The sequence below is a fragment of the Rhizobium sp. BK529 genome (genome assembly GCF_014194105.1).
GTDB lineage: Bacteria > Pseudomonadota > Alphaproteobacteria > Rhizobiales > Rhizobiaceae > Rhizobium.
Window position 1 is genome coordinate 229,226 of the sequence record NZ_JACIAU010000001.1, and the last position, 21,102, is coordinate 250,327.

The 21,102-nt window shown below is 59.8% G+C and carries 24 protein-coding genes; 7 read left to right on the forward strand and 17 right to left on the reverse strand.

The window, feature by feature from the left end; all coding sequences use genetic code 11:
* Positions 1–32 precede the first annotated feature (32 nt).
* Positions 33–872, forward strand: coding sequence for an aspartyl/asparaginyl beta-hydroxylase domain-containing protein (locus FHX08_RS01130; protein WP_132653449.1), 840 nt, complete (start codon positions 33–35; stop codon positions 870–872).
* Between the two features lie 33 nt (positions 873–905).
* Here the strand turns inward: FHX08_RS01130 and FHX08_RS01135 are convergent, their stop codons facing one another.
* The 12 genes from FHX08_RS01135 to FHX08_RS01190 form a co-directional block, all read right to left on the reverse strand.
* A complete protein-coding gene (locus tag FHX08_RS01135; RefSeq protein WP_132653450.1) occupies positions 906–1,301 on the reverse strand; it encodes a DUF1236 domain-containing protein in 396 nt (131 codons plus the stop codon).
* 172 nt (positions 1,302–1,473) lie between these two features.
* Positions 1,474–2,586: an ABC transporter permease gene (locus FHX08_RS01140; RefSeq protein WP_132653451.1), complete on the reverse strand. Its 1,113-nt coding sequence runs from the start codon at positions 2,584–2,586 to the stop codon at positions 1,474–1,476.
* A 1-nt stretch (position 2,587) separates the two neighbouring features.
* Positions 2,588–3,712 (reverse strand): ABC transporter permease, encoded by a 1,125-nt coding sequence (locus FHX08_RS01145; protein WP_132653452.1) that lies wholly within the window; start codon positions 3,710–3,712, stop codon positions 2,588–2,590.
* Positions 3,709–5,451, reverse strand: a complete 1,743-nt coding sequence (locus FHX08_RS01150; protein WP_132653453.1) for an ATP-binding cassette domain-containing protein — start codon at positions 5,449–5,451, stop codon at positions 3,709–3,711. Before FHX08_RS01150 ends, FHX08_RS01145 begins: the two co-directional genes overlap by 4 nt.
* Positions 5,448–6,455, reverse strand: a complete 1,008-nt coding sequence (gene hlyD / locus FHX08_RS01155; RefSeq protein WP_132653454.1) for a secretion protein HlyD — start codon at positions 6,453–6,455, stop codon at positions 5,448–5,450. The genes FHX08_RS01150 and hlyD overlap by 4 nt, the downstream gene beginning before the upstream one ends.
* Positions 6,452–7,141 (reverse strand): CerR family C-terminal domain-containing protein, encoded by a 690-nt coding sequence (locus FHX08_RS01160; RefSeq protein ID WP_132653455.1) that lies wholly within the window; start codon positions 7,139–7,141, stop codon positions 6,452–6,454. The genes hlyD and FHX08_RS01160 overlap by 4 nt, the downstream gene beginning before the upstream one ends.
* A gap of 523 nt (positions 7,142–7,664) precedes the next feature.
* Positions 7,665–8,498 carry an SDR family oxidoreductase gene (locus FHX08_RS01165; protein WP_132653456.1) on the reverse strand — a complete coding sequence of 278 codons (834 nt, stop codon included), beginning with the start codon at positions 8,496–8,498 and terminating at the stop codon, positions 7,665–7,667.
* Entirely contained in the window at positions 8,495–9,280 is a 786-nt protein-coding gene (locus FHX08_RS01170) for a hypothetical protein (RefSeq protein WP_132653457.1), read from the reverse strand. Before FHX08_RS01170 ends, FHX08_RS01165 begins: the two co-directional genes overlap by 4 nt.
* A 218-nt stretch (positions 9,281–9,498) precedes the next feature.
* Positions 9,499–10,086 (reverse strand): protein-S-isoprenylcysteine O-methyltransferase, encoded by a 588-nt coding sequence (locus tag FHX08_RS01175; protein ID WP_132653458.1) that lies wholly within the window; start codon positions 10,084–10,086, stop codon positions 9,499–9,501.
* A gap of 58 nt (positions 10,087–10,144) precedes the next feature.
* Positions 10,145–10,729, reverse strand: coding sequence for a hypothetical protein (locus tag FHX08_RS01180; protein ID WP_132653459.1), 585 nt, complete (start codon positions 10,727–10,729; stop codon positions 10,145–10,147).
* 159 nt (positions 10,730–10,888) lie between these two features.
* Positions 10,889–11,011: an ABC transporter gene (locus FHX08_RS01185; protein ID WP_132653460.1), complete on the reverse strand. Its 123-nt coding sequence runs from the start codon at positions 11,009–11,011 to the stop codon at positions 10,889–10,891.
* A 163-nt stretch (positions 11,012–11,174) separates the two neighbouring features.
* Positions 11,175–11,771: a L,D-transpeptidase gene (locus FHX08_RS01190; protein WP_132653461.1), complete on the reverse strand. Its 597-nt coding sequence runs from the start codon at positions 11,769–11,771 to the stop codon at positions 11,175–11,177.
* A gap of 210 nt (positions 11,772–11,981) precedes the next feature.
* Between FHX08_RS01190 and FHX08_RS01195 the strand changes: the two genes are divergently transcribed.
* A complete protein-coding gene (locus tag FHX08_RS01195) occupies positions 11,982–12,737 on the forward strand; it encodes an SDR family NAD(P)-dependent oxidoreductase (protein ID WP_132654276.1) in 756 nt (251 codons plus the stop codon).
* A 21-nt stretch (positions 12,738–12,758) separates the two neighbouring features.
* Here FHX08_RS01195 and FHX08_RS01200 read toward each other — a convergent pair whose 3' ends face one another.
* The 3 genes from FHX08_RS01200 to FHX08_RS32000 form a co-directional block, all read right to left on the reverse strand.
* Complete coding sequence (locus tag FHX08_RS01200; RefSeq protein ID WP_132653462.1) at positions 12,759–13,571, reverse strand: class I SAM-dependent methyltransferase; 813 nt, start codon at positions 13,569–13,571, stop codon at positions 12,759–12,761.
* 258 nt (positions 13,572–13,829) lie between these two features.
* The gene (locus FHX08_RS01205) at positions 13,830–14,126 is read right to left on the reverse strand and encodes a hypothetical protein (RefSeq protein ID WP_132653463.1); all 297 of its coding nucleotides are present in this window, start codon (positions 14,124–14,126) and stop codon (positions 13,830–13,832) included.
* Between the two features lie 10 nt (positions 14,127–14,136).
* Positions 14,137–14,715 carry a hypothetical protein gene (locus tag FHX08_RS32000; RefSeq protein ID WP_409527385.1) on the reverse strand — a complete coding sequence of 193 codons (579 nt, stop codon included), beginning with the start codon at positions 14,713–14,715 and terminating at the stop codon, positions 14,137–14,139.
* Here FHX08_RS32000 and FHX08_RS01215 point away from each other — a divergent pair.
* The 3 genes from FHX08_RS01215 (at position 14,714) to FHX08_RS01225 (ending at position 16,691) form a co-directional block, all read left to right on the forward strand.
* A complete protein-coding gene (locus FHX08_RS01215; protein ID WP_132653464.1) occupies positions 14,714–15,187 on the forward strand; it encodes an Hsp20 family protein in 474 nt (157 codons plus the stop codon). The genes FHX08_RS32000 and FHX08_RS01215 overlap by 2 nt on opposite strands.
* A 58-nt stretch (positions 15,188–15,245) precedes the next feature.
* Positions 15,246–15,494: a hypothetical protein gene (locus FHX08_RS01220; RefSeq protein WP_132653465.1), complete on the forward strand. Its 249-nt coding sequence runs from the start codon at positions 15,246–15,248 to the stop codon at positions 15,492–15,494.
* Between the two features lie 294 nt (positions 15,495–15,788).
* On the forward strand, positions 15,789–16,691 hold the full coding sequence (locus FHX08_RS01225) for a GNAT family N-acetyltransferase (protein ID WP_132653466.1): 903 nt from the start codon (positions 15,789–15,791) through the stop codon (positions 16,689–16,691).
* Positions 16,692–16,741: 50 nt separating this feature from the next.
* Here the strand turns inward: FHX08_RS01225 and FHX08_RS01230 are convergent, their stop codons facing one another.
* A complete protein-coding gene (locus tag FHX08_RS01230) occupies positions 16,742–17,176 on the reverse strand; it encodes a DUF2721 domain-containing protein (protein WP_132653467.1) in 435 nt (144 codons plus the stop codon).
* Between the two features lie 49 nt (positions 17,177–17,225).
* On the reverse strand, positions 17,226–18,950 hold the full coding sequence (locus tag FHX08_RS01235) for a hypothetical protein (RefSeq protein ID WP_132653468.1): 1,725 nt from the start codon (positions 18,948–18,950) through the stop codon (positions 17,226–17,228).
* A gap of 135 nt (positions 18,951–19,085) precedes the next feature.
* On the opposite strand from FHX08_RS01235, the gene FHX08_RS01240 reads away from it, so the two are divergent.
* Together FHX08_RS01240 and FHX08_RS01245 are read left to right on the forward strand one after the other, a co-directional pair.
* Positions 19,086–19,358, forward strand: coding sequence for a hypothetical protein (locus FHX08_RS01240; RefSeq protein ID WP_132653469.1), 273 nt, complete (start codon positions 19,086–19,088; stop codon positions 19,356–19,358).
* 277 nt (positions 19,359–19,635) lie between these two features.
* Positions 19,636–21,066 carry a DUF1254 domain-containing protein gene (locus FHX08_RS01245; RefSeq protein WP_132654280.1) on the forward strand — a complete coding sequence of 477 codons (1,431 nt, stop codon included), beginning with the start codon at positions 19,636–19,638 and terminating at the stop codon, positions 21,064–21,066.
* The last annotated feature ends 36 nt before the right edge of the window (positions 21,067–21,102 follow it).

Below are 21,102 nucleotides of genomic sequence, written 5' to 3' on the forward strand. Positions count from 1 at the left end.
CTGGAATCGCCCTAATCCGCAATGGAAGACTCATGACTGACGGTATCGCCAATACGCCCCTTCCCCAAAAACCGGCATCCGCTCCTGAGACGCAGCAGTTCGAAACTGCCGGGATCGCCTCCTTAAATCGGCCGAGCGCGATCACGCGCTTTTTCATGAGCATCGTCGCCTGGGCCGAAGGCCTGAATTTCAAATATGCGAAACTCGGCAATCCGCCCGTCTATGACAACTCCGTTTTCCCCTGGGCCAGCGATGTCGAAAAGGCCTGGCCGCAGATCCGCGCGGAACTCGACCGCGTGCTGGTGCGCCAGAGCGAATTGCCGAGCTTCCAGGAAATCTCCACCGACGTGCAGACCATTTCCAAGGATAACCGCTGGAAAACCTTCTTCCTCGTCGGCTTCGGTGTGAAGTCGGAACAGAATATCCAGGCCTGCCCGGAAACCTGGAAGGCAGTGCAGAAGATCCCAGGTTTGAAGACGGCAATGTTTTCGATCTTCGAACCCGGCAAACATCTGCCGGCGCATCGCGGCCCCTATAATGGCGTGCTGCGCCTGCATCTCGGTATGATCGTGCCGGAACCCGCCGACAAGCTCGCCATTCGCGTCAAGGACCAGATCTGCCACTGGCAGGAAGGCAAGGCGCTGATCTTCGATGACGCCTATGAACATGAGGCCTGGAACCATACCGACAAGACACGCGTCGTTCTCTTTGTCGATTTCGTCAAACCGCTGAAACTCCCGGCGCGGCTGATCAACTGGATACTGCTCAATCTTGCAATTTTCACGCCGTTCATCCGCGAAGGGCTCGATAATCACAAGGAGTGGGAAAAGAAGTTTTATGCGCAGGCGGAAGCCTTGCGGAATCGCGCATAAGGAAAGGCCCCGCCGCAGCGGGGCCTCTTGCCTTTATTCGATCACCTGAACCACACGATGGGTCTGCGGCTCGACGATCACATGGCGGTTGTTGACGACGGTATAGGCATAGCGCGGATTATCCGGCACCGGAATTACCTGGACATCTGCGGGCAGCGGCTTGCCGACCACGATCGGCTGCTGCACCACCACTGATGACGGCGGGGCCGGCTGCTGTTCGACATAGGTCACGACCTCGCGTGGCGGCGGATCGACCACCGCACCGGCTACACCGCCGGCCACGCCGCCAATTGCAGCGCCTACCGGGCCGCCGACGATAGCCCCGGTGATAGCGCCGCCCGCAGCACCGGTCACGGCTCCATCAGCCATCGCATTCGTAGCCAGGGATGAGAGCGCAAGCGCACTCGATACGAGGATGATCTTGTACATTTTGCTTCTCCTTAATTCCATATCCTTGTTTTTCCAGAAATTTCGGCGCGAAAGTCACTTCACGCTCTTGCTGGAATTTGCATAGGAGTAACGAGCCGATCCTGTCGATGTTCCGGCCGGAGAAGCGTTAGGGAGTCACGGTTTGGGAGCTCGGTTCATATAATGTGACGCGCTATTCCAGCCTTAGGCGGAACAACCAGGCGGCAGCGCCAAGTGTCGCCGAGGCAATCAGCGCCAGCGGGACGGTCTGGTTCAATACCTCGTCCGCAGGGATATCCTTGAGGAACACGCCTTTGACGATGATGAGGAAATAACGCAGCGGATTGATGATCGTCACCGGCTGCAGCCAGTCCGGCATGTTCTCGATCGGCGTCGCGAAACCGGAAAGCAGCATGGCCGGCACCATGAACAGAAAAGCGCCGAGGATCGCCTGCTGCTGTGTCATCGACAGCGCCGAGATGAAGAGACCGAGGCCCGCTACCGAACCCAGGTAGAAGATCGAACTGCCGTACAGAAGCAAGAGCGAACCGCGCAGCGGCACTCCGAAGATGAAGACCGCCGCCAAGATATAGAGCGTCATGTGGAAGAGGCCGATCATCATGGGCGGAATGAGCTTTCCGATCAGGATTTCATGGACGCGCAGCGGCGAAACCATCAGTTGGTCGAACGTGCCGAGTTCCCGTTCGCGGGCGATGGAGAGCGCGGTGACGATGAGGCCGATCAGGAGGGCTATGCTGGCGATCAGGTTCGGCACCATGAACCATTGATAGGTGAGGTTGGCGTTGAACCAGTTTCGAGGTACGGTCGCCACCGTTTTTGCCATGGCGCGTTGGCCGGCAGGTGTTTCCGCCGAGAGCGTCATGCCGATCTGGGTGAGATAGCCGGAAACGATCTGCGAAGCATTGGAGCGGCGGCCGTCAAGGATGATCTGCAGAGGGACGGATATGCCTGCCTCGATATTGCGCGAGAAATCAGGGCCGATCTCGATTGCCGCAATGACCGACTGGCCATCGATCGCCTCGCGGATATCGGTCTGGTTATCGGCGGTCTCGATGCGGCGGAATGTCGGCGAGCCCTGGATGCGCTGGATCAGCTCCTGCCCCCAATGGCCGCTGTCGCGGTTCAGCACCATGACATCGACGTTGCGCACCTCGAGTGTCGCGGCATAGGAAAAGACGAGCAGTTGCATGACCGGCGGCACAATGAGCACGAAACGCCCTTTGGGATCGCGCAGGACGGCGAGCAGTTCCTTTGTCATGAGGGCTTTCAGGCGAGTCCACCACATCTCAACCGATCCTCTTCCTGTTAGCGCGGGCGGCCAGCACGAACATGACGCCGCCGATCGTGAGCATGACGGCGATGGAGCGAGCGAACATCGGCCAGATATCGCCGGCCAGGAATACCGTCTGCAGGCTGGGGATGAGATAGCGCGCCGGCACGATGACGGTGATCCACTGGATGATCTCGGGCATGGAATTGATCTCGAAGATGAAGCCTGACAGCAGGAAAGCCGGCAGGAAGGCAGAGATCAGCGCGATCTGCGAGGCGAGGAACTGGTTCTTCGTCGCCGTTGAGATCAGCAGGCCCTGGCCGAGCGCGGGGATCAGGAAGGCGGCCGACAGCGCATAGAGCGCGAGAATGGAGCCACGGAACGGCACGTGGAAGAGGAAGACGGCCAGGAGCACGCAAAGCGTCATGGAGGCAAGGCCGAGCAGGAAGTAAGGTAGGATCTTGCCGGCCAGCAGTTCGGCTGATGTGACAGGTGTCGCCATCATCGCCTCCATCGTGCCGCGTTCCCATTCGCGGGCGACGACGAGCGAGGTCAGCAAGGTTCCGACCAGCGTCATGACGATGGCGATGGAGCCGGGAACGAGAAAGTTACGGCTCGTAAGTTCCGGATTGAACCAGAAGCGCTGCTCTATCGAGATCGGTGGACCGGCGGCGACCGCTTCGGACCGCCGCTGGCGTTCCCAGTTGGCGACGGCGCCCTGCGCGTAGTTCTGAACGAAATTGGCGGTGTTCGGATCAGAGCCATCGACGAGAACCTGGATCTGCGGATGGTTGCCGGCGGCATAATCGGTGGTGAAATCGGCGGGAATGACGACGATACCGCGCACGGTGCCGCGCACGAGATCCTCTTCGAACATGCGCCGATCGCGCCCGACCGTGACGGAGAAATAGCGGGAAGCCTGGAAACTTGCGGCGAGATCCTGCGTGAGCGGCGTTGCCTGTTCGAGCACGAGACCGATACGGGTGCGGGTCGTATCCAGCGATACACCGTAGCCGAAGAGGAAAAGCAGGATCAGCGGCAGCACGAAAGCGATGAGGATGGTGCTGGGATCGCGGATCGCCTGATAGCTTTCCTTGCGCACGAGGGCAGCGAAGCGGCGGGCTCTGGAGGAGGTGCTCATGCGGCCTTCTCCGTTTCCGATTCCTGAATGAGCGCGACGAAGGCATCCTCCATCGTCGGATCCGGCTGCTCTTTCGTCGCCACGCGCGCCTTCAGTTCATCGGGCGAGCCAAGGGCGATAGAACGGCCGCGATAGATCAGCGAGATTCGATCGCAATATTCCGCCTCGTCCATGAAATGCGTCGTCACCAGCACAGTGACGCCCTTTTCGACGAGCGCGTTGATATGCGTCCAGAATTCGCGCCGGGTGATCGGATCGACGCCTGACGTGGGCTCGTCGAGAAAAAGCGCGCGCGGCTCGTGCATGACGGCGCAGGCAAGCGCCAGCCGCTGTTTCAGGCCGAGCGGCAGGTCTTTTGCCGAATGGCGCGCATAGCGGCCGAAATCGAAGATCTCGGTCATCAGTTCGATGCGCTTGCGCCGGCGGCCGCCGGAAAGACCGTAGACGCCGGCGAAGAATTCGAGATTCTGCATGACGGTGAGATCGCCGTAGAGCGAGAATTTCTGTGCCATATAGCCGAGCTGGTTGCGCGCCTCGGCGGCATCCTTGCGCAGGTCGAAGCCGGCGACGCGGCCTTCGCCGCCGGTTGGCTTCAGGAGGCCGCAGAGCATCTTGAAGGTGGTGGACTTGCCAGCGCCGTTGGGTCCAAGGAGTCCGAAGATCTCGCCGCGGCTTATATCGAAAGTGATGTTATCGGCGGCGGTGAAATCCCCGAAACGCTTGGTCAGGCCGTGGGCTTCGATGACGGGACGCTCGCCTGTCTCGCTCGGTGGCGCCTGCGCTTCGGCGAGTTTCGAACGTCCGCCGGGGCCGCCGCCGAGCATGTCGATGAAGGCATCTTCGAAACGGGGAGGGGTGGGTATCAGCTTCGCTTTTGCGCCGGCGCTGCCGATGTCAGGGGGCTCATCCCGCGATGTCACGAGACGGATGGCATCACCCTGGATGACGCCGTCGATGACGCCTTTCGTCTGCAAGAGTTCGGCCAGCACCTGTCGCCTGCGGCCCGTCACGCCCGAGACCTTGAAGACCCGGTCTTCCACGCGGCCGGTCAGATCATGCGGCTTGCCGGAAAAGAGCAGCTTGCCCTGATTGAGCAGCAGCACGTGATCGCAAGCCTCGGCCTCGTCCAGATAGGCCGTCGACCAGAGCACGCCGATGCCTTCCTGCGTCAGGTTCTCGACCATTTTCCAGAGATCGCGGCGCGAGATCGGGTCAACGCCGACACCCGGCTCATCGAGCAGCAGCAGACGCGGCTTCTTCAGCAGAGCGCAGGCAAGGCCGAGCTTCTGTTTCATGCCGCCCGAGAGCTTGCCGGCGAGCCGCGTGGTGAAGCGCTTGAGGTCGGTGAAAGTCAGAAGCTCGTCGAAGGAGGCGGCGCGCTCGCCCTTCGGCAGGCCGCGGAGATCGGCATAGAGATCGAGATTTTCCTGAACGGAGAGGTCCTCATAGAGGCCGAAGCGCTGCGGCATATAGCCGATCGATGCCTGGATGGCGGCCGGGTTCTTGCGGGTATCGAAGCCCAGCACCTCGACCGCGCCGTTTTCCGGCAGCATGAGGCCGGTCATCAGTCGGATCAACGTCGTCTTGCCGGCGCCGTCAGGGCCGACGAGGCCGGTGATTGCGCCGCCCTTGACCTCGCCGGAGACGGCATCGAGCGCGGCGGGGCCATCGCCGAAGCGCTTGGTGACGTCGGCAAGCCGGACCAGCGCTTCATCCGTCGAGGTGGGGGAGGGGCTCATGGCGCGGCCAGAGAGGGAAAACGAATGGTGACGGGCATGCCCTGGCGCAGATCGGGTCCGGGCTTGTCGATGACGATGCGCAGGCGATAGACGAGGTCGGTGCGCAGTTGCGGCGTCTCGACCGATTTCGGCGTGAATTCCGCCACCGGCGAAATGAAGCCGATCGTGCCGTCATAGGGTTTATCGGGATGCGTATCCGAAGTCACCTGAACCTTCATGCCGGGATGCAGGCGGCCGAGGTCGCCTTCCGCCACATAACTGCGCACCCAGACCGGCTCAGTCAGCGAGAGCACATAGACGATATCGGCGGGTGAAACGATGGCGCCTGGCTCGCGCACGCGAGAAAGGATGACGCCGTCATTGGGGGCGCGCAGTTCGGTATCGGCAAGCGAGATACGGGCGGAGGCCAGCGATGACTGCGCGGCTGTCAATTGCGCTTCGGCAGCGGCAATGTCTTCTGCACGGCTGCCTTCCTCCAGGAGTTTCAGCGCTTCGCTGGCGGATTCGGCACGGGCTGCAGCCATCGAGCGGTTGGCGGTTGCCTGATCGAGACTGGCCTCCGAGATCGTGCCCTGGGGGCGGAGCTGGCGGGCGCGGTCATAGGCGAGATTGGCATTGTTCAGCGCCGCAAGGCTTTCGTCGTATTGCGCGCGGGCCTGGGCGATTTCCGTCTGGCGCGGGCCGGCCTTCAGCTTGTCGAGTGTTGCCTGAAGGGCTGCGACATTGGCTTCTGCAGAGGCAACGGCGGCCTCGAAGGGCGCTGCGTCGAGCTTGCCGAGCACCTCGCCGCTTGTGACCGTGTCGCCTTCATCGACAGCGAGCGAGGCAATCCGGCCATTGACGCGGAAGCCGAGGGAAACCTGGCGGATATCGACGTTGCCATAGAGCGCGAATTCTCTTGATCGTTCCGGCAGCCAGCCAAGCTTCTGGGGCAGGCCATACCACCAGGCGGCGGCTGTCCCGGCAAGCAGAATGATGATGGCGAAGGGGACAATCCGTCTCATCGAGTATTTCCTTTCGCCGGCTGCAACTGGCCGACAAGTTCTGCAACGAGAGTGCAAAGGGTCTGAAGTTGTTCGGGGCCGACCGACTGCCATTCCATCTGCGCGAGAACGGCGGCATGAGCGACGCGGAAGATCAGGATGTTGCCGACGAAGGCAAGCGTGCGCAGCCGCACGTGCTCTGAGGCCGGGTCGTCCTGCAGGATGGTGCCGATCAGCCGGCGCGCAATCCCGATCATCGGGCCCATCAGGCCCTGATAGACACGGGCGAAGGCCTCTGTCGGTTCCATCTGCTCGCGGATGACGAACCGTGCCCAGGGCTCGGATTCCTTGCTGACGAAGAGGCTGACCATGGTCGTTGCGATCTCCGTCAGGAGAAGTCGCGCCTCGTCTTCGCTCAGCTCCTGCCCGGCAGCAGCAAGTTCCATGAGACGGGCGCCGATCCGCTGCCGCAGGCCGCCGACATGGCGCTCGATGCGTGAGACCAGATAATCCGATGTCGCGACATAGAGGCCTTCCTTGCTGCCGAAATAATAGGGAATGGCCTGCAGGTTGACGCCCGCAGCCTCGCTCAGCTGCCGCGTCGACGTGCCGTCGAAGCCATAACGGCCGAAGACATCGAGGGCTGCGGACAACAGCTTTTCCCGCGTGATCTCGGCGCGATTTGGCTGGGTTTTTTCGTCTGTCATGGCTCGTATATAAACCTGATGAAACTTTCAGTCAATCGAATGAATGCTTCTTTTGCCGGGCCTGCCCTTACGTGTATGAGGACTGCGAACGCGAACGGGCAGTATATTTCGTTTACTGCCGCGCATTCACCTTTTTGTACTTCCGCAAACGCTAATATTCTGGCTGAATAGGCTGATGAGAAACCAGCACGTCACGGCCAGGGTGAGGCGACATGTGTGGAGGGCGCTCGTAACCGGCGCTACTCTCGCTCTTCCCCTGACCGTGGCTTGCGCCGATGATGCCGGCGCGCAAAAAGGCGGCCGCCTGCACAATGAAGTCCTGAAGCCGGCGCCTCACGACGGGCAGTTGACGGCGCCGCACCTCACTGCGGTCTGGTGGCTGCGGATCAGAGAGGACGCATCGGGAGGGGATGACACGGAGAGTTCGAAGCAGGTTTTCGTGCGCAGCGAGAAGCATCAATGGTGCTCGCCGGAATCGGCGGCGTATTGGGATGCCGACAGTGCCTGCGCCGCTTTCACAACGTTATCCGGTCCCCGTCCCTGATCCGTGAGGACGCGGATCTCTGCTTCTGCGCTGAACCCGACCGATTAGCCGGAGAGCGGCTGCCGTCGGCAAAACCGTGGCGATGAACGCTGTCAGCTTGGCAGAGATGCCGGGAACAACGAGGCGACGGCCTGACTTGAAGCCGCGCCATGCCTGCTCGGCCACATAATCTGCATCGAGCTTGGGCAAGACCTTGAAGAGGGCCGTGCGATTGGCGCCGGATTTTTCAAGAAAGTCCGTCGATACCGGGCCGGGCGCCACGCATGTCACGGTGACGCCGAAGCGGCGAACCTCCTCATGAAGTGCGGCCGAAAAGGAACGCACGAAACTCTTGCTGGCATAGTAGAAGGTCATGTAGGGCCCGGGAGTGAAACCGGCGATGGAGCCCAGATTGAGCACGCCGCCACTCCGGCGAGCCACCATTCCAGGCAGAAAGCGAAGGGTCATGTCGGCCAGGGCGCGGATATTGAGATCGATAATGCCGAGTTGGTCGTCCGCGGGAAGTGACGTTGCTGCGCCGCGCAGTCCATATCCAGCGCTGTTGACAAGAACGTTGCAGGCCAAATCATTGGCAGCCAGAAAAGCCTCGAGGCGAGCCGATGCGTCTGACGCAACGAGATCGAGGGCGATCGTGAAAGCCTTGCCGCCGGCCTCCTCCACCTCGGCCGCCGTCGCCGCCAGCCCCTCGGGGGAGCGGGCCACGAGTACGATGACATTGCGCTCCCGCGCAGCAACCTTGGCAATTGCCCGCCCGATGCCTCGGGAGGCACCAAGAACGACGACGGCCGAGCGAGGCTCGCCGCTTGATGTCATTGAGAGGCTCCTGCAATCGCCGCACCGGTAGGACCCCGATAGTGGGAGAGCCCTTTCAACTCGTCAACGACCTCGCCGTTCAAAATCCGTTCAAAACGTTCCAGCGCCCGTGCGATGCTGGCCCCGTCCATGACCCTGTGATCATAATGAATGCGAACGGTGACCGTCCCGTTCTTGTCGATCGGACCGTAGTTCAGGAGCGTGGTCAAAGGGGTGAGGGGATTGAGAGATTCCGCGCCGAGGCCCGAATAGACCGATAGCTGAAACGTGCCGAAATAACGCGCGCGTTTTCGCCCCAGGTTGAGCCCGAGCCACATCAGCGACCATCTGAGCAAAGCCGGTGCGCAGGCAAGCTTGAGCGAGCGGCGAAACTCCTTGATCTCGGCAATGGGAAGCGACCGCGCTTCGTGGATCAGCTTTTCCAGTTCGGGGATAGGGCGCTGTTCCGGGCTTTTGATCGTGCTCAGGAGAACGATCCGCTCACCCTCATGTTCACGCTCATGAGCGATGGAGGCCACGCTTTCGGGATATTCGTAGAGTTGATGGCGCGGAAATTTGATGTAGGCACGCCGCAGATCCGGAATCTCCTTTGACAGGAGCGCATATCCCTTCAGAAACAGCACGGTCCATGATGGGCGGGGATCGCAGCCGCTCCTGGCATCGAGCAGCGCGCGGATGTTCATCTGCCGCTGAACGGTGACGCGTGGTATGCCGATCGAAAATCTCATCAGATCTCCGACGAGCCGTCTTGCGGCCGAAAGCCTGATCGTTCGTCCCCTCATCCTTGTCCTCCCCCTACAGCGCCGCGCGTCTTTTCATACGCGCAAGGGACGCTGTAGCACTTGAAACTGCTGCATGATTTTGTCGTTAAATCGATTCCGGTTTAAGGAATCAGGCAGCAGATCGCTTCCATTTTTCTTCGAAAGACGCAAATGATCCATCTCTTTGTTTTCACGCAATTCCGGGCGCAAAACCGCTGCACACCTTTGCTGGAATTGCTCTAATAGAGATAAGGAATGATCCGCTTCGTCTTGTCCATATAGGCGCGGTACTCAGGACCGAAAACGTCGAGCATCATACGCTCTTCCTTGTCCACTCGCAGGAAGAACAGCACCGCAAAACCGATGAGGCCTGCAAGACCAGCCACCCAGTTCGACAGGAGAAAAGCCTGTGCAAGCCCCATCAACATGAAGGAAGTGTACATGGGGTGGCGCACGAGCGCGTAGGGCCCGGCGCAGATCAGCTCATGCTTCTGGCGGATTTCCAGCGTGATGGACCAGTTTCGCCCGAGCTGCTTATGCGTCCTTCGAAAGACCCACATGGCGAGCACGAAGACGATTGCGCCCACCAGAACCGCCCAGGACTGTGCAGGATAATCGGCGGCTTTCGGAATGCCCGTCGCGACATAGAAACCCGGCACGATCGCGAGACCTGCGAGAGCCGCCGCAAGCGCTATCTTCTCCGACGCGCTCCGCCGATTGCTGACGACAGGCACCCGCTTGCCGCGACGCTCAAATGGGTATCGAATGACGTACCATGCAATAATTCCGACGACCCAGACGATCTCGCCAATGGTATGAACTGACAAGCTCAAATCGGCACCAGAACCTTTCTACGACCCGTTTTCGGGATCGCCCTGCTTTTTATCAACCCGTGTTCATCTCCCGCAGTTTTGTAACGAATTGCTGCGGCCGAAGCCAGATACCCGGCGTCTTATAGCCCATATGACGCGCGATGTCGGCCACGAAGGCGTTGCAATTGTAGACGGTTGCTTCCCAGAGGCGGCTTCGCGCCTGCAGGCCTCTGATATAGGCGACCGTGTCATTATATTGGTCATCCGTCAGCATCACGCGCCAGCTTGCCGAGCGGTATTGCTCTTCGAGGTCGCCGTCCGTTGCACCCGTCGTGGCGGGGACAGGAATGAAGTGGCCGATGACGTAGGGCGCCGCATCTTCCGATGCCGGGGCAAGCCCCGCAACCTCGGGATTGATCATTCTTCCATTCTTGTCTGCGCGCCCGAAGACGACGTAGGTGTGACCGTAGGTCAGCGCATAACGCGAGCGGAATTCAATGAAATGCCGGTTGGATTTTTCCGCAGCCGTAACAGGTTTCTTCAGGTCGCTGGCGTCGGATGTGTAATGCGGTTGGGGGGCTTTGTCTTCAGTCTGGCACGATGAGACAATGACCGCCAGAACAGCGACCAGGCACAAGCGGCTTCTTCCAGGCGCCATCAATACGCTCCATGTGCAAGCTCCTCAAAATGCGAGCTTGACGCCAGATAATGAGCCGTTCCCGCTTGCTGAATGGCAGGTGGATCAAGCCTGGCTGGTTTTTAGGATGTAAGGAAGGGGAAGGGCCTGTCGAGCCCTTCCGAAGTATCGTTGCGAATTTTACTTGTAGACGGCCGTTGCCGCAGGCGGCGGAGCTTTCCCCTTGCCTTTACCAATCGACCCGCAGGCACTCAGATTGGCCACCGCAAGCGTTGCGAGGATCAAAAATAAAATTCTGCTCATTAAGTCCTCTCCTCATCCTAGCGCAGACCTGAAAGACTGCACCTCAAAGTTTGACGATAATCGGCACCTTGGACAGTGCGGGAGTGATGCAATGTGCAACGAATCTACTTTAGCAGATACTTACCGGTGTGGCCAACCCCGCAATTTCAAATGGTAAACGCGATCAAATGACCACCACACGCGTTCCCACGCGGGTGCGGCCGTAGAGATCCATGATGTTTGCGTTCGTCAGCCGGATGCACCCGTTCGAAACGGCGTGGCCTATCGACCAGGGCGCGTTCGTTCCGTGCAGCCGGAAGAGGGTGTCCTGTCCGCCCTGATAGAGGTAAAGTGCTGCAGCGCCGAGCGGGTTGTCCGGTCCTCCCGGTACGCCGTCGGCATATTGCGCCAGACGCGGTTTGCGCGCGATCATGTCGTCGGTGGGCTTCCAGGACGGCCACTCGGCCTTGCGGCCGATCGTGGCCACGCCCTTGAAGCTCAGCCCTTCTTCCCCGACGGCGACACCGTAGCGCGTGGCAATGCCATTGCCTTCGACGAAGTAGAGATAGCGTGCCCCGGTATCGACGACGATGGTACCGGCCGGCTCGCTTCCGGTATAGGCAACTTCCTGGCGCCGATAGCGGGGGTCGACGTCCGGATCGCTCCCGAATACACGATATCCGATTGGCGGACCATCCGATGTCGTACTACATCCGCCAAGCATGACGGCCAGGCTGCCCAAGATCAGGCCCCGGCGCTTAACAGCAACTTGTCTATCCATTTCCACCTGCCAAAATAGTTCGGACGGCCCCTGATTTCCGACCGGTAGTGCATCGTTTTCCGGCCGGGACATTCGCTTTGCAGAACCATACACTTGTCAAATTACAAAGTGCGCAACTTATAATGGTGTGTAATTTTATTGACCCGCGAATCTCCTTGCGTCAAGTCGGTGTTTCGCCTGAGTATTAGCATACTGAGATGGATGGACATGATGAAACTTTGCCTGGAAGGAAAAGTCGCACTTGTGACGGGCGCAGGTTCCGGCATCGGGGCTGTGGTTTCCCGGCAACTTGCCGATGAGGGGGCTGAGGTCGTCGTCGCAGATATCAACGCCGATGCAGTGCGCGAGACTGCGGCGGCAATTCAGGCCAGCGGGAAAAGCGCCCACGCATTTGTCGTCGACGTGAGTGATGCAGGGGCCGTGCAGGAACTTGTCGATTTTGCCGTCGAGACATGCGGTGGTCTCGATCTGGCTGTCAACAATGCCGGCATTGACGGGGTACGAGCAGCGGTTGGGGACTATCCGCTGGAAGACTGGCACAGATTGATGAATGTCAATCTGAACAGCGTCTTCTATTGTGTGAAATGCGAGATCCGCGCGATGCTGAAACGGGGCGGGGGTGCGATCGTCAACATGTCTTCCACCCTCGGTTCCGTCGCCCTGCCGACCGCGGCAGCCTATACGGCTGCCAAGCACGGGGTTGTCGGGCTGACGAAGGCTGCTGCGATAGAATACGCGCGGTTCGGCGTCCGGATAAATGCTGTCGGTCCCGGCTGGATCGATACTCCACTCCTGTCGGAGCATCTGGAGGCCGCAAACTCGCGCCGCATGGCAGCTCTTCAGCCCATGGGCCGGCGCGGAACGCCTGATGAGGTCGCCGATCTCGTCTGCTTCCTGCTATCCGAACGGGCCAGCTTCATCACCGGTGCTCACTACCTGGTGGATGGCGCCTATACCGCGCATTAGAGGTCAGGCGCGTGGCCGGGTTTACGCCACAGCCATGATGACATGTGCCTGAATTTTTGCAGCAACCTCGCCGCTGCCATGTCTGGCTGCAATCGCGGATGCGGCGTGTTCGATAGCAGCGTCGAGTTTTTCGGCGTCTCTCGCCTCTATTTCCGTGCGAAGAAGGGTACCCTGACAATAGGCGACGGCAGGAAGACGCGGCGAGGGCGCCCGGCTTTGTTCGGCTCTCGTCTCGATCGTCATATGCGAGAAACCCGCCTCCTCCAGATCGCGGCGGATCAGGGCGATATCGTGATAGCCGTGCGGCGTGCGCGCCAGAAAGCGTGGCGGATCGTCCGGAAACATTTCCGCAAGAGCATTCGTCACGTCATGCGCAAAGATATTCTCCTCGATGCGATCCCAAACATTGAACAGGAAATGCCCTCCGGGTTTTAGTACCCGTCTCGCTTCGCGGTAGCCGGACATGCGGTCGGGAAAGAACATCACTCCGAACTGACAACAAACGAGATCAAAGGCTGCGTTTTCAAACGGCAGCGCCAGGGCATCCGCCTGGCGCCATCTGATGCGGCTGTCGGGAGGCTGGCGCGAAGCGGCATAATCGAGCATAGGCTGGTTGAGGTCGGTTACGGTATAAGTTGCGTCAGCGGATAGTTTTGGCGCCAAGATGCGGGTAACCGCCCCTGTGCCCGCGGCGATTTCCAAGACGGTATCGGGCGACAGGGATGCTGCTCGTCGCGCAAGATCTGCTGCGTATGGCTCGAAAATCAAAGGGACCATATAGCGGTCGTAGTTTTCCGGAATCGAGCCGGCGAATATCTTGTCCGTTTCCAGCATTGCTGTCCCACCACCCGATTGATGGGGTATGAGAATAGCACATAATCAGCCGTTCCTCCGGCTCATTTTCCCAATCGTCCACGAATAGGCTGCCGTCTTCCGCCCTTCGGGCAGCATCCTATGCAGGTCTCACTTCAATTCTGTCGGTCCGCATGGCGCAGAAAATCCCGATGTCAAATCCGCTTGGTGCCTGACAGGGACGACGCCGATCGCCTCGCACCCGAAGCGGGCTTTCATTCAGTGACATCGACCAAACGTTCAATGCAGGATCGACGCTTTTGCCTTGCGGTCGACCAATGCTTCCACGATGCCGATCAGCCGTGCCGCGCGTCTCAGGACTTCGACGCCCGCTTCGTTGATCGCGATCTCGTCGCTCATCCGCTCCATGCACCTGGCGATCTCCATCAATTTCTCGCCGAGATCGGCGTGATGGAGCCGGTCAGCGGCGCGCGAAAGCCGGCGCAGACATTCCTGATATCTCGATGCGAGAACAAGCCTGTCGGTGATCGGGTTGCCTTGCGGAGCGGCTGGAGACTGTAACGCCTTCTGTCGCATTCCATTCTCCTTATCCGAAGATCCAGGTTGGCTTGCGGGCCTGCTCCCGACTGCTCATGGCGAAATCCTGCCGGTCCAGGGACTTCAGAGCAGCAAGGATATCCCGGTAGCGGATGGAGCAGGCGACACCAGGAGGGTGACGCAGTTCAGGACAGGATTCGACCGCGTGAAGGTCGGACGCCCACGATGCGAGGATCGCGCGCTTCTCTTCGGTCGTTATCTTGTCCGAAGCGAGGACTTCGTCCGGATGGGAAAAATGTTGCTGGGGATGCAGGATATGCGACGCCGAGATGGCATCGAGGACATTTGCCGAGCCAACTGCTGCCGTGCCTTCGATAGTCATGTTCGATCTCCTAAAAACTTTCGACAGGTGAAGAAAATCTCCAGGCGGATAAGAGATTGTTTCGGTGTTTTCGGCGTTCAAGTGGACCGGAGCGGCGTGTTCAAAAAAATTTTGCAGGCCCTCTTGAAAGGCGAAAACAGCCAAACCAAATCGATTTTTGCCGGCAGCCCAGCAGGGGGCCGGAAGCCGGAGACGCAGTTTCCGACGCGTCTCCTTTCCAACTCGCTTTACGGAGGATTTGGTCATGAGAAACGAATTCGACTTCGCACCCTTCTACCGCTCGAGCATCGGCTTCGACCGCGTTTTCAACCTTCTGAACAATCCGCAGCGTCTGCAGGCCATCGACACCTGGCCGCCCTACGACATCGTCAAGACCGGCGATAACGATTATCGCATCCAGATGGCGGTCGCAGGTTTTGCCGATAGCGATCTGGACGTCACTCAGGAACGCAACGTGCTGGTCGTGAAAGGCGAGAAGAACGAGGAAAAGCAGGGCGACTATCTGCATCGCGGCATTGCCGGCCGTTCCTTCGAACGGCGCTTCGAACTTGCCGACCATGTCCGCGTCGAAAACGCCTCGCTGACGAACGGCCTTCTGACCATCGCGCTGAAGCGCGAAATCCCTGAAGAGATGAAGCCGCGCAAGATTGCAATCGGCGCCGCCGAGGGCTCCCATGCGCCGATGCAGATGATCGAAGGCGAAAAGAACGTCGCTTAATCGGAGGGGGAGCGAGGAGCCGGTGCGATAAGGTGGCGCTGGCTCCTATCTGCAGGACATGAAAACGATCGATGTTCGAAAACCGCAGCCGTTCGACGCGCACGATCTTTCCGTCTGCCAGCCTGTTTTCGATACTGTTGTAAAAGAGGCAGGCATCGACAAAGCCTCTGAAGAGGCGGCGCGGATTGCCGCAATCATGGTGGAGCTTTATCGGCAAGGCGTGCGCGATCCGGAGCATCTGCGGATCATGGTTGAAGGCGCTCGAGGTCTCTTCAGCCGTCAGGAGACTGTCGACGCAATCGCTTGACCGGTGACTGGCTGAGCCCGCTGACTGGCTGAGCAGTGTGAGCGACCGCCTGCTGCGAGCAGGCGGCGGAGATCGCAAAGTCGAAGGCCAATCAGCTCGCTTGCCACCAGCCTCGTCGCTGGTGCCGCGGCGATTTGCTTCCATTGCAAGACGGTGAGATTGATATCACACTGACTGCCGCTCATCGGAGAATAGAGAGTGCCGAAAGCGACGCGTCGCCCGACGGTCATTCGATCGCCGATGAGGCCAACGTTGCGGCTTGCTCTATCGCGAAGCACTTGCGGGGGTCATCCAATGTCGCTTGTCTACAGACCTGCACGGGCCGACGATCTGGCCGCGACCGATGTTCTGGTGGTTGCCAGCATCAACGATCTTACCGTTCGGCATGGCTTTGGCAGGATGGCTGCAGCAAGCCCTCCCAATTTTCAGCTGTTTTCGCTGCAGGACGACCCTGATGGCCTATGGGTCGCGGAAGAGAATGGGGAAATTCTCGGCTTTGCCTGGAGCTGGGTTTGCGGCGATGTCTGGTTCCTCGCCCAGCTGTTCGTCGATCCCGCCCGGCAGGGGCAGGGCATCGGAAACGAACTCCTGGAGCGAACCATGGAGCACGCCCGCAAATCGGGGGCTATCCACAAGGCGCTGATCACCTTCACTTTCAATCGCGTGTCGCAGGGTCTCTACATGCGGCACGGCCTCTTTCCCAAGACGCCGATCTACTTTTTCAATGCCACGCGCGAACGGGTGAAGCAGACGCTGCCGGAACCGCCATTGCGTGCCATCGCGATCGACAGCAGCGCAGCGACGATGAACAATCTTGCCGAGATCGATCTCCGTGCCATAGGCGCCTCGCGGGAGAAGCATCACCGCTACCTGCTCAGTGATCCCGCGACCACAGGGGTTCTGCTTTATGCCGGCGATGGCCCTGTCGGCTATGGCTACATCAGCTCCAATGGGCATATCGGTCCCCTCGCGGTCATGCGGACCGACGTTCTTCGCGATGCCTTTGCGACCATGTTGACGCTGGCGGCAGATGGCTCTGCCGAAACGATATCGGCGTTCCTGCCGGGCACATGCGACAGCGCCTTGAGCCTCGCCATCAGGCAGGGCATGCGGATCACCTTTCCGATGTTATTGATGGCATCGCCCGGCTACGGCGACTGGATGCAGTATCTGCCGCGAAATCCAGGCTTCATGTGATCTGCGATCTGCCAGTGCCGCGCGCAATGGCTGTAAAGCGCAGCCGATATTCACACATAGAAATCGAGGTCGTGCAGTGCGGCCCTTACCTCGAGCAGCAAGGTCACCAGGGAAGCGGCGAAGAACAGAAGCGCGATCGAGAACATGAGAGCTGCGCCGTATTCATGCCTGAAATTCAGGAATGAGCTCGCGAACGCCAATATGACGAGCACGGTCGTGAAGATTCCGCTCATCACGGCGTATTCTATTGCCTTGTTGAGCAATCGCGCACGCCGCTTCAATCGCGGAAGGACAGTTTTCATGTGGCTGCGGCCAGGGTCGCCGTCAGGCAGAGCGTTTAAAACATTACTGCGATCCACGATCCGGTTCATGCGCGTGATCAAGACCGAGATGAATGCTGCTACAGCACCCAACAGAAAGGCAGGGGCAGTCGCCTGCGAGATCACGCGTGAGATCTGTTCAGCGGTCGCTACTTCGCTCAGCATAATATTTCCTTTTGATTGTTTATTGGCGCCTCCGCGCGATACCTTGCAATCACTCCGAAAATTGCAAGCCGGCCTTCTTCAGCGAGCCCAGGAAAGATGCGATGTCTTCGGGCCGGGTGAAGCGCAGGGCCGCTTCGGCGCGGAGGTTCCGCACCAGGGCCGGCTCATGCTCGACGAGCCAGGCGCGCTCGCGATCGGCAAGCGCTTCGTCACCCGTTTCGGCGAAAATCGCGATCGCAATGACGTGATAGAGAGCGTTTGCAGGCACATCCGCCTTTCTGATCCACATCGCTGCCTCCTCATAATCCCCATGGAAATATGAGCAAAGGGCGAGTGCCGCTTCATAATATGCAGGAGGCCCCGCATTGCGCTCCCACGCCTTCGCCACCAGGGCGCACCCTTCGTTCCAGTTTCCGGACATTGCCAGCCGATAGCCGTATTCGCCCATGAGCTCGGTATCGTTTGGATTGATAGAAATCGCCCTGGCGCCCACTTTCATGGCTGCATCGACTTCCTTCCGGAGATAGAGCGCGAACATCTGCGCCTGCAGCCCCCGGACATTCAAGGGTTCCAGTTCCACCGCGCGCCGTGCAGCGGTAAGGGCCTGATCGATCAATGCCGGCGATCGGACAGGATCGATAGGGTAGCCAAAGCGGGCCTCGTCGATGAGCGTCAGCGACAGTAGCGCCCAGGCGGTCGCGTAGTCGGGAAAGCGTTCTACGGCCTTCTCGAGACACGAGCGGACCGACGGGCGAACTCTTCCATCGAAGCTGGCGCGATAGGAATAGTAGGAAAGCGTGCAGGCATAGGCGGCCCAGTCGTCCGGAGGGTTCGGAACGGCACGCTTCGCATCGGCCTGAAAGATGACCCCGTAGGCCTGCGCCAGGGTTGTTGCTACGTTGCTGGCAATGTCGGCCTGGGACTTCAGCAGATCGCCAACGGTTGTCGCGCCGTCATAGCTCGCGGCCCAGAGCACGGTCCCGTTCGGACTGCTGCGGAGGCTGACCTGCAGCCGGAAGGTATCAGCCGACGTATAGAGGCTTCCGCCGAGCACGTATCGAACCTGGCGTTCGGTCTCGGGACCGGGGGATTGAACGACGACGATGTCCTTGAATTTGGACAGTCCGCTGACGACCTCCTGCGTGAGGCCGCGAGCCAACGCTGCGGAACCTTCCTTGCCGGACAGGTCCTCGAACCATTCGACCGCCAGATGCGGTCTTTCCGGACCGCTCGCGATGGGCCGAGGAGAAATCACCTGCCACCACAGCATGAGAACGGCAGCGGCCACTATCGCTGCTGCAGCCATGCCGGCTGCCATCATCACAGGCAGCCGGTGAACTGTCCTTGCCGGCGGCGGCGCCATCGGAGGGGCGGCGGACGCCTCCTGGTCGCCGGGACTTGGAGAGCGATGCAGGGAAAACGTCGGAACATAGGCGCCCTTCGGTATGCTGATGTGGATGGGGTCAGCCAGACCGGCGGTCAGATAATACCGTTCGAGCGAGCGCCTGAGATGGCCTGCCTCGACACGGACAATGGGATCGGCCTGCGGATCGAAGGAGGCGTCGCGGCCAAATACCTCCACGGCGATCGAGTAGGCCTTGATACGCATTCCGCGCCCGCACAAGGTTTCGTTCACGACATAGCTGAGAAATCGGCGCTCCCGATCGGTGGCGTCAAAATCAACGCTGCCAAGTATCAGGGCAAGCTGTTCGCGGCAGGCGTCGACGGGAAGACCCGACGCATCGGTTGCGCCGTTTCGGGTTCCTGCTTCCATGACGAACGCCCCCCAGCTTCGCATAGCGGGGCTCGACCGTTTCCGACCTTTACCCCTATATTTCATGTTAATTACATGCCATTTCTGGGTGCGGCAAGAGTTTGGAGTATAGTAATCGCAATTTTGGATTGCGATATGACGACCCTAAAGGAAACCAGGCAAGCAATTCTGTCGTCGGTCCTTCGCCGGTTCCCCGAGCGCGAATTCAATATTCGTCGGATGATGGAGAAGGATCAGACCTTCTTCGATCTATGTGAGGAACTTGCCGTCGCTGAAGATGCCCTCGCAAATGTGGATCAGTTTCCTCCGGCAATACGTTCGGAAAGACGGGCCGAGTGGCAGGACCTCGTCGACCGCCTGGCAAAGGAAATAGACGGCGCGCTGCAGAATACGCGAAATCGCATCTGATCCATTCGCTCGAGCGCTCGGACTGCGGCAGCGTCCTCGTGCGCGGCCCAGACGATGCGCGCCTGCAGGGCCAACAGCAATTCTCTATCGAGTTCCTGGCGGTTGGCACTAAGCGCTTGCGGATGACATCGCACGTTCTCCCGCCGCCGGCAGTTCAAGAACCTCGGGCTCAGCCTGGCCGCCACGCCCACGCGCACAGTTAATAACTGTAACATACCTCCACAACTCCCGGTGGGCTGTCCATGGTGCTGTCGGTATTTCGCAGCAGGAGCTCATGATGAATATCACCCGTCGTAACCTGACTTTCGCCGGCCTCGGCCTACTCGCCGGAACCGCAATCTCTCCAGCCCGCGCGGAATTCGGCGAAGGAGGATTGCAGATCGGCGAGGATCTGGAGGACTTCTGGATCGCAACCGACGCATATATCTATGGCTACCCTCTGGTGACGATGGAGATGACCCGCCGCGTCATGACCAACGTTCCCGAGGTCAAGGGTACCCGTGGTCCCATGGGACATATCATCAAGCTGCGGGAGTACCCGGACGCCTCTTTCAAGGACGTGACGGCACCGAATGCCGATACCCTGTATACGACCTCCTTCTTCGATGTCGGCAAGGAGCCCTACGTGCTGAGCGTGCCGGACATGAAGGACCGCTATTTCCTGCTGCCGATGCTCGATGGATGGACGAATGTCTTCCAGGTGCCGGGCAAGCGGACGACGGGCACCGGCGCGCAGACCTACGCCATCACGGCTCCCGGCTGGAGCGGGACGCTTCCCGAAGGGATCACGAAATACGAGTCCCCGACCAATTTGGTCTGGCTGCTCGGCCGCATCTACTGCACGGGAACGCCCGAGGACTATGCCGAGGTCCATAAGCTGCAGGACGAATTCAAGCTGGTCCCGCTCAGCGCCTATGGCAAAGACTATACGCCGCCACCCGGCAAGGCCGATCCGTCGATCGACATGAAGACGGCCGTGCGCGACCAGGTCAACCGCTTGAGCGCGGTCGAATATTTCACGCTTCTTGCAGATCTGATGAAGACGAACCCGCCGTCAGACGCCGATGCGCCGGCCCTGGAGCGCTTTGCGCGGATAGGATTGGTCGCGGGCAAGGACTTCGACGCCAGCAAGCTGAAGGCGGACTTCCAGAAGCGGATCCCCGCCATCGGATTCGATCGGATCATGCTGCAGTTCAAGATCAACAGTCATGTTCAGGACATCAATGGCTGGGCATTCACGACTAAGACCGGGCTGTACGGAACTGACTACCTGATGCGGGCGCTCGTCACGGCGATCGGTCTCGGCGCCAACAGACCCCAGGACGCCGTCTATCCGACGTCCCAAAAGGACGCTCATGGACGGCCTTACGACGGCCGAAAGAAATACGTCATGCACTTCGAAAAGGGGAAGACGCCGCCGGTTTCGGGCTTCTGGTCGCTCACCATGTATGACGAGAACTACTTCTTCGTCGCAAACCCGATCAACCGCTATTCGATCAGTCCTCGGCAGGATCTGAAGTACAATGCCGACGGCTCATTGGACCTCTTCGTGCAGCACGAGTCTCCCGGCGCCGGCAAGGAATCGAACTGGCTGCCTGCGCCGGCCGGCAAGTTCTACCTGATGATGCGGCTGTATTGGCCGAACGAGAATGCCCCTTCGATCATCGACGGCACCTGGAAGATCCCGCCGGTCGAGGAATTGGGCTAACCCGGCTCAGCCCGTCGTTCGGTTTGCGGACGACGG

Bases quoted from the DNA above. Each gene is read 5' to 3' on its own strand.
- FHX08_RS01130 (WP_132653449.1), top strand. From the start codon at position 33: ATGACTGACGGTATCGCCAATACGCCCCTTCCCCAAAAACCGGCATCC.
- FHX08_RS01135 (WP_132653450.1), bottom strand. From the start codon at position 1,301: ATGTACAAGATCATCCTCGTATCGAGTGCGCTTGCGCTCTCATCCCTG.
- FHX08_RS01140 (WP_132653451.1), bottom strand. From the start codon at position 2,586: ATGTGGTGGACTCGCCTGAAAGCCCTCATGACAAAGGAACTGCTCGCC.
- FHX08_RS01145 (WP_132653452.1), bottom strand. From the start codon at position 3,712: ATGAGCACCTCCTCCAGAGCCCGCCGCTTCGCTGCCCTCGTGCGCAAG.
- FHX08_RS01150 (WP_132653453.1), bottom strand. From the start codon at position 5,451: ATGAGCCCCTCCCCCACCTCGACGGATGAAGCGCTGGTCCGGCTTGCC.
- hlyD (WP_132653454.1), bottom strand. From the start codon at position 6,455: ATGAGACGGATTGTCCCCTTCGCCATCATCATTCTGCTTGCCGGGACA.
- FHX08_RS01160 (WP_132653455.1), bottom strand. From the start codon at position 7,141: ATGACAGACGAAAAAACCCAGCCAAATCGCGCCGAGATCACGCGGGAA.
- FHX08_RS01165 (WP_132653456.1), bottom strand. From the start codon at position 8,498: ATGACATCAAGCGGCGAGCCTCGCTCGGCCGTCGTCGTTCTTGGTGCC.
- FHX08_RS01170 (WP_132653457.1), bottom strand. From the start codon at position 9,280: ATGAGGGGACGAACGATCAGGCTTTCGGCCGCAAGACGGCTCGTCGGA.
- FHX08_RS01180 (WP_132653459.1), bottom strand. From the start codon at position 10,729: ATGGCGCCTGGAAGAAGCCGCTTGTGCCTGGTCGCTGTTCTGGCGGTC.
- FHX08_RS01185 (WP_132653460.1), bottom strand. From the start codon at position 11,011: ATGAGCAGAATTTTATTTTTGATCCTCGCAACGCTTGCGGTGGCCAAT.
- FHX08_RS01190 (WP_132653461.1), bottom strand. From the start codon at position 11,771: ATGGATAGACAAGTTGCTGTTAAGCGCCGGGGCCTGATCTTGGGCAGC.
- FHX08_RS01195 (WP_132654276.1), top strand. From the start codon at position 11,982: ATGAAACTTTGCCTGGAAGGAAAAGTCGCACTTGTGACGGGCGCAGGT.
- FHX08_RS01200 (WP_132653462.1), bottom strand. From the start codon at position 13,571: ATGCTGGAAACGGACAAGATATTCGCCGGCTCGATTCCGGAAAACTAC.
- FHX08_RS01205 (WP_132653463.1), bottom strand. From the start codon at position 14,126: ATGCGACAGAAGGCGTTACAGTCTCCAGCCGCTCCGCAAGGCAACCCG.
- FHX08_RS01215 (WP_132653464.1), top strand. From the start codon at position 14,714: ATGAGAAACGAATTCGACTTCGCACCCTTCTACCGCTCGAGCATCGGC.
- FHX08_RS32000 (WP_409527385.1), bottom strand. From the start codon at position 14,715: ATGACCAAATCCTCCGTAAAGCGAGTTGGAAAGGAGACGCGTCGGAAA.
- FHX08_RS01220 (WP_132653465.1), top strand. From the start codon at position 15,246: ATGAAAACGATCGATGTTCGAAAACCGCAGCCGTTCGACGCGCACGAT.
- FHX08_RS01225 (WP_132653466.1), top strand. From the start codon at position 15,789: ATGTCGCTTGTCTACAGACCTGCACGGGCCGACGATCTGGCCGCGACC.
- FHX08_RS01230 (WP_132653467.1), bottom strand. From the start codon at position 17,176: ATGCTGAGCGAAGTAGCGACCGCTGAACAGATCTCACGCGTGATCTCG.
- FHX08_RS01235 (WP_132653468.1), bottom strand. From the start codon at position 18,950: ATGGAAGCAGGAACCCGAAACGGCGCAACCGATGCGTCGGGTCTTCCC.
- FHX08_RS01240 (WP_132653469.1), top strand. From the start codon at position 19,086: ATGACGACCCTAAAGGAAACCAGGCAAGCAATTCTGTCGTCGGTCCTT.
- FHX08_RS01245 (WP_132654280.1), top strand. From the start codon at position 19,636: ATGAATATCACCCGTCGTAACCTGACTTTCGCCGGCCTCGGCCTACTC.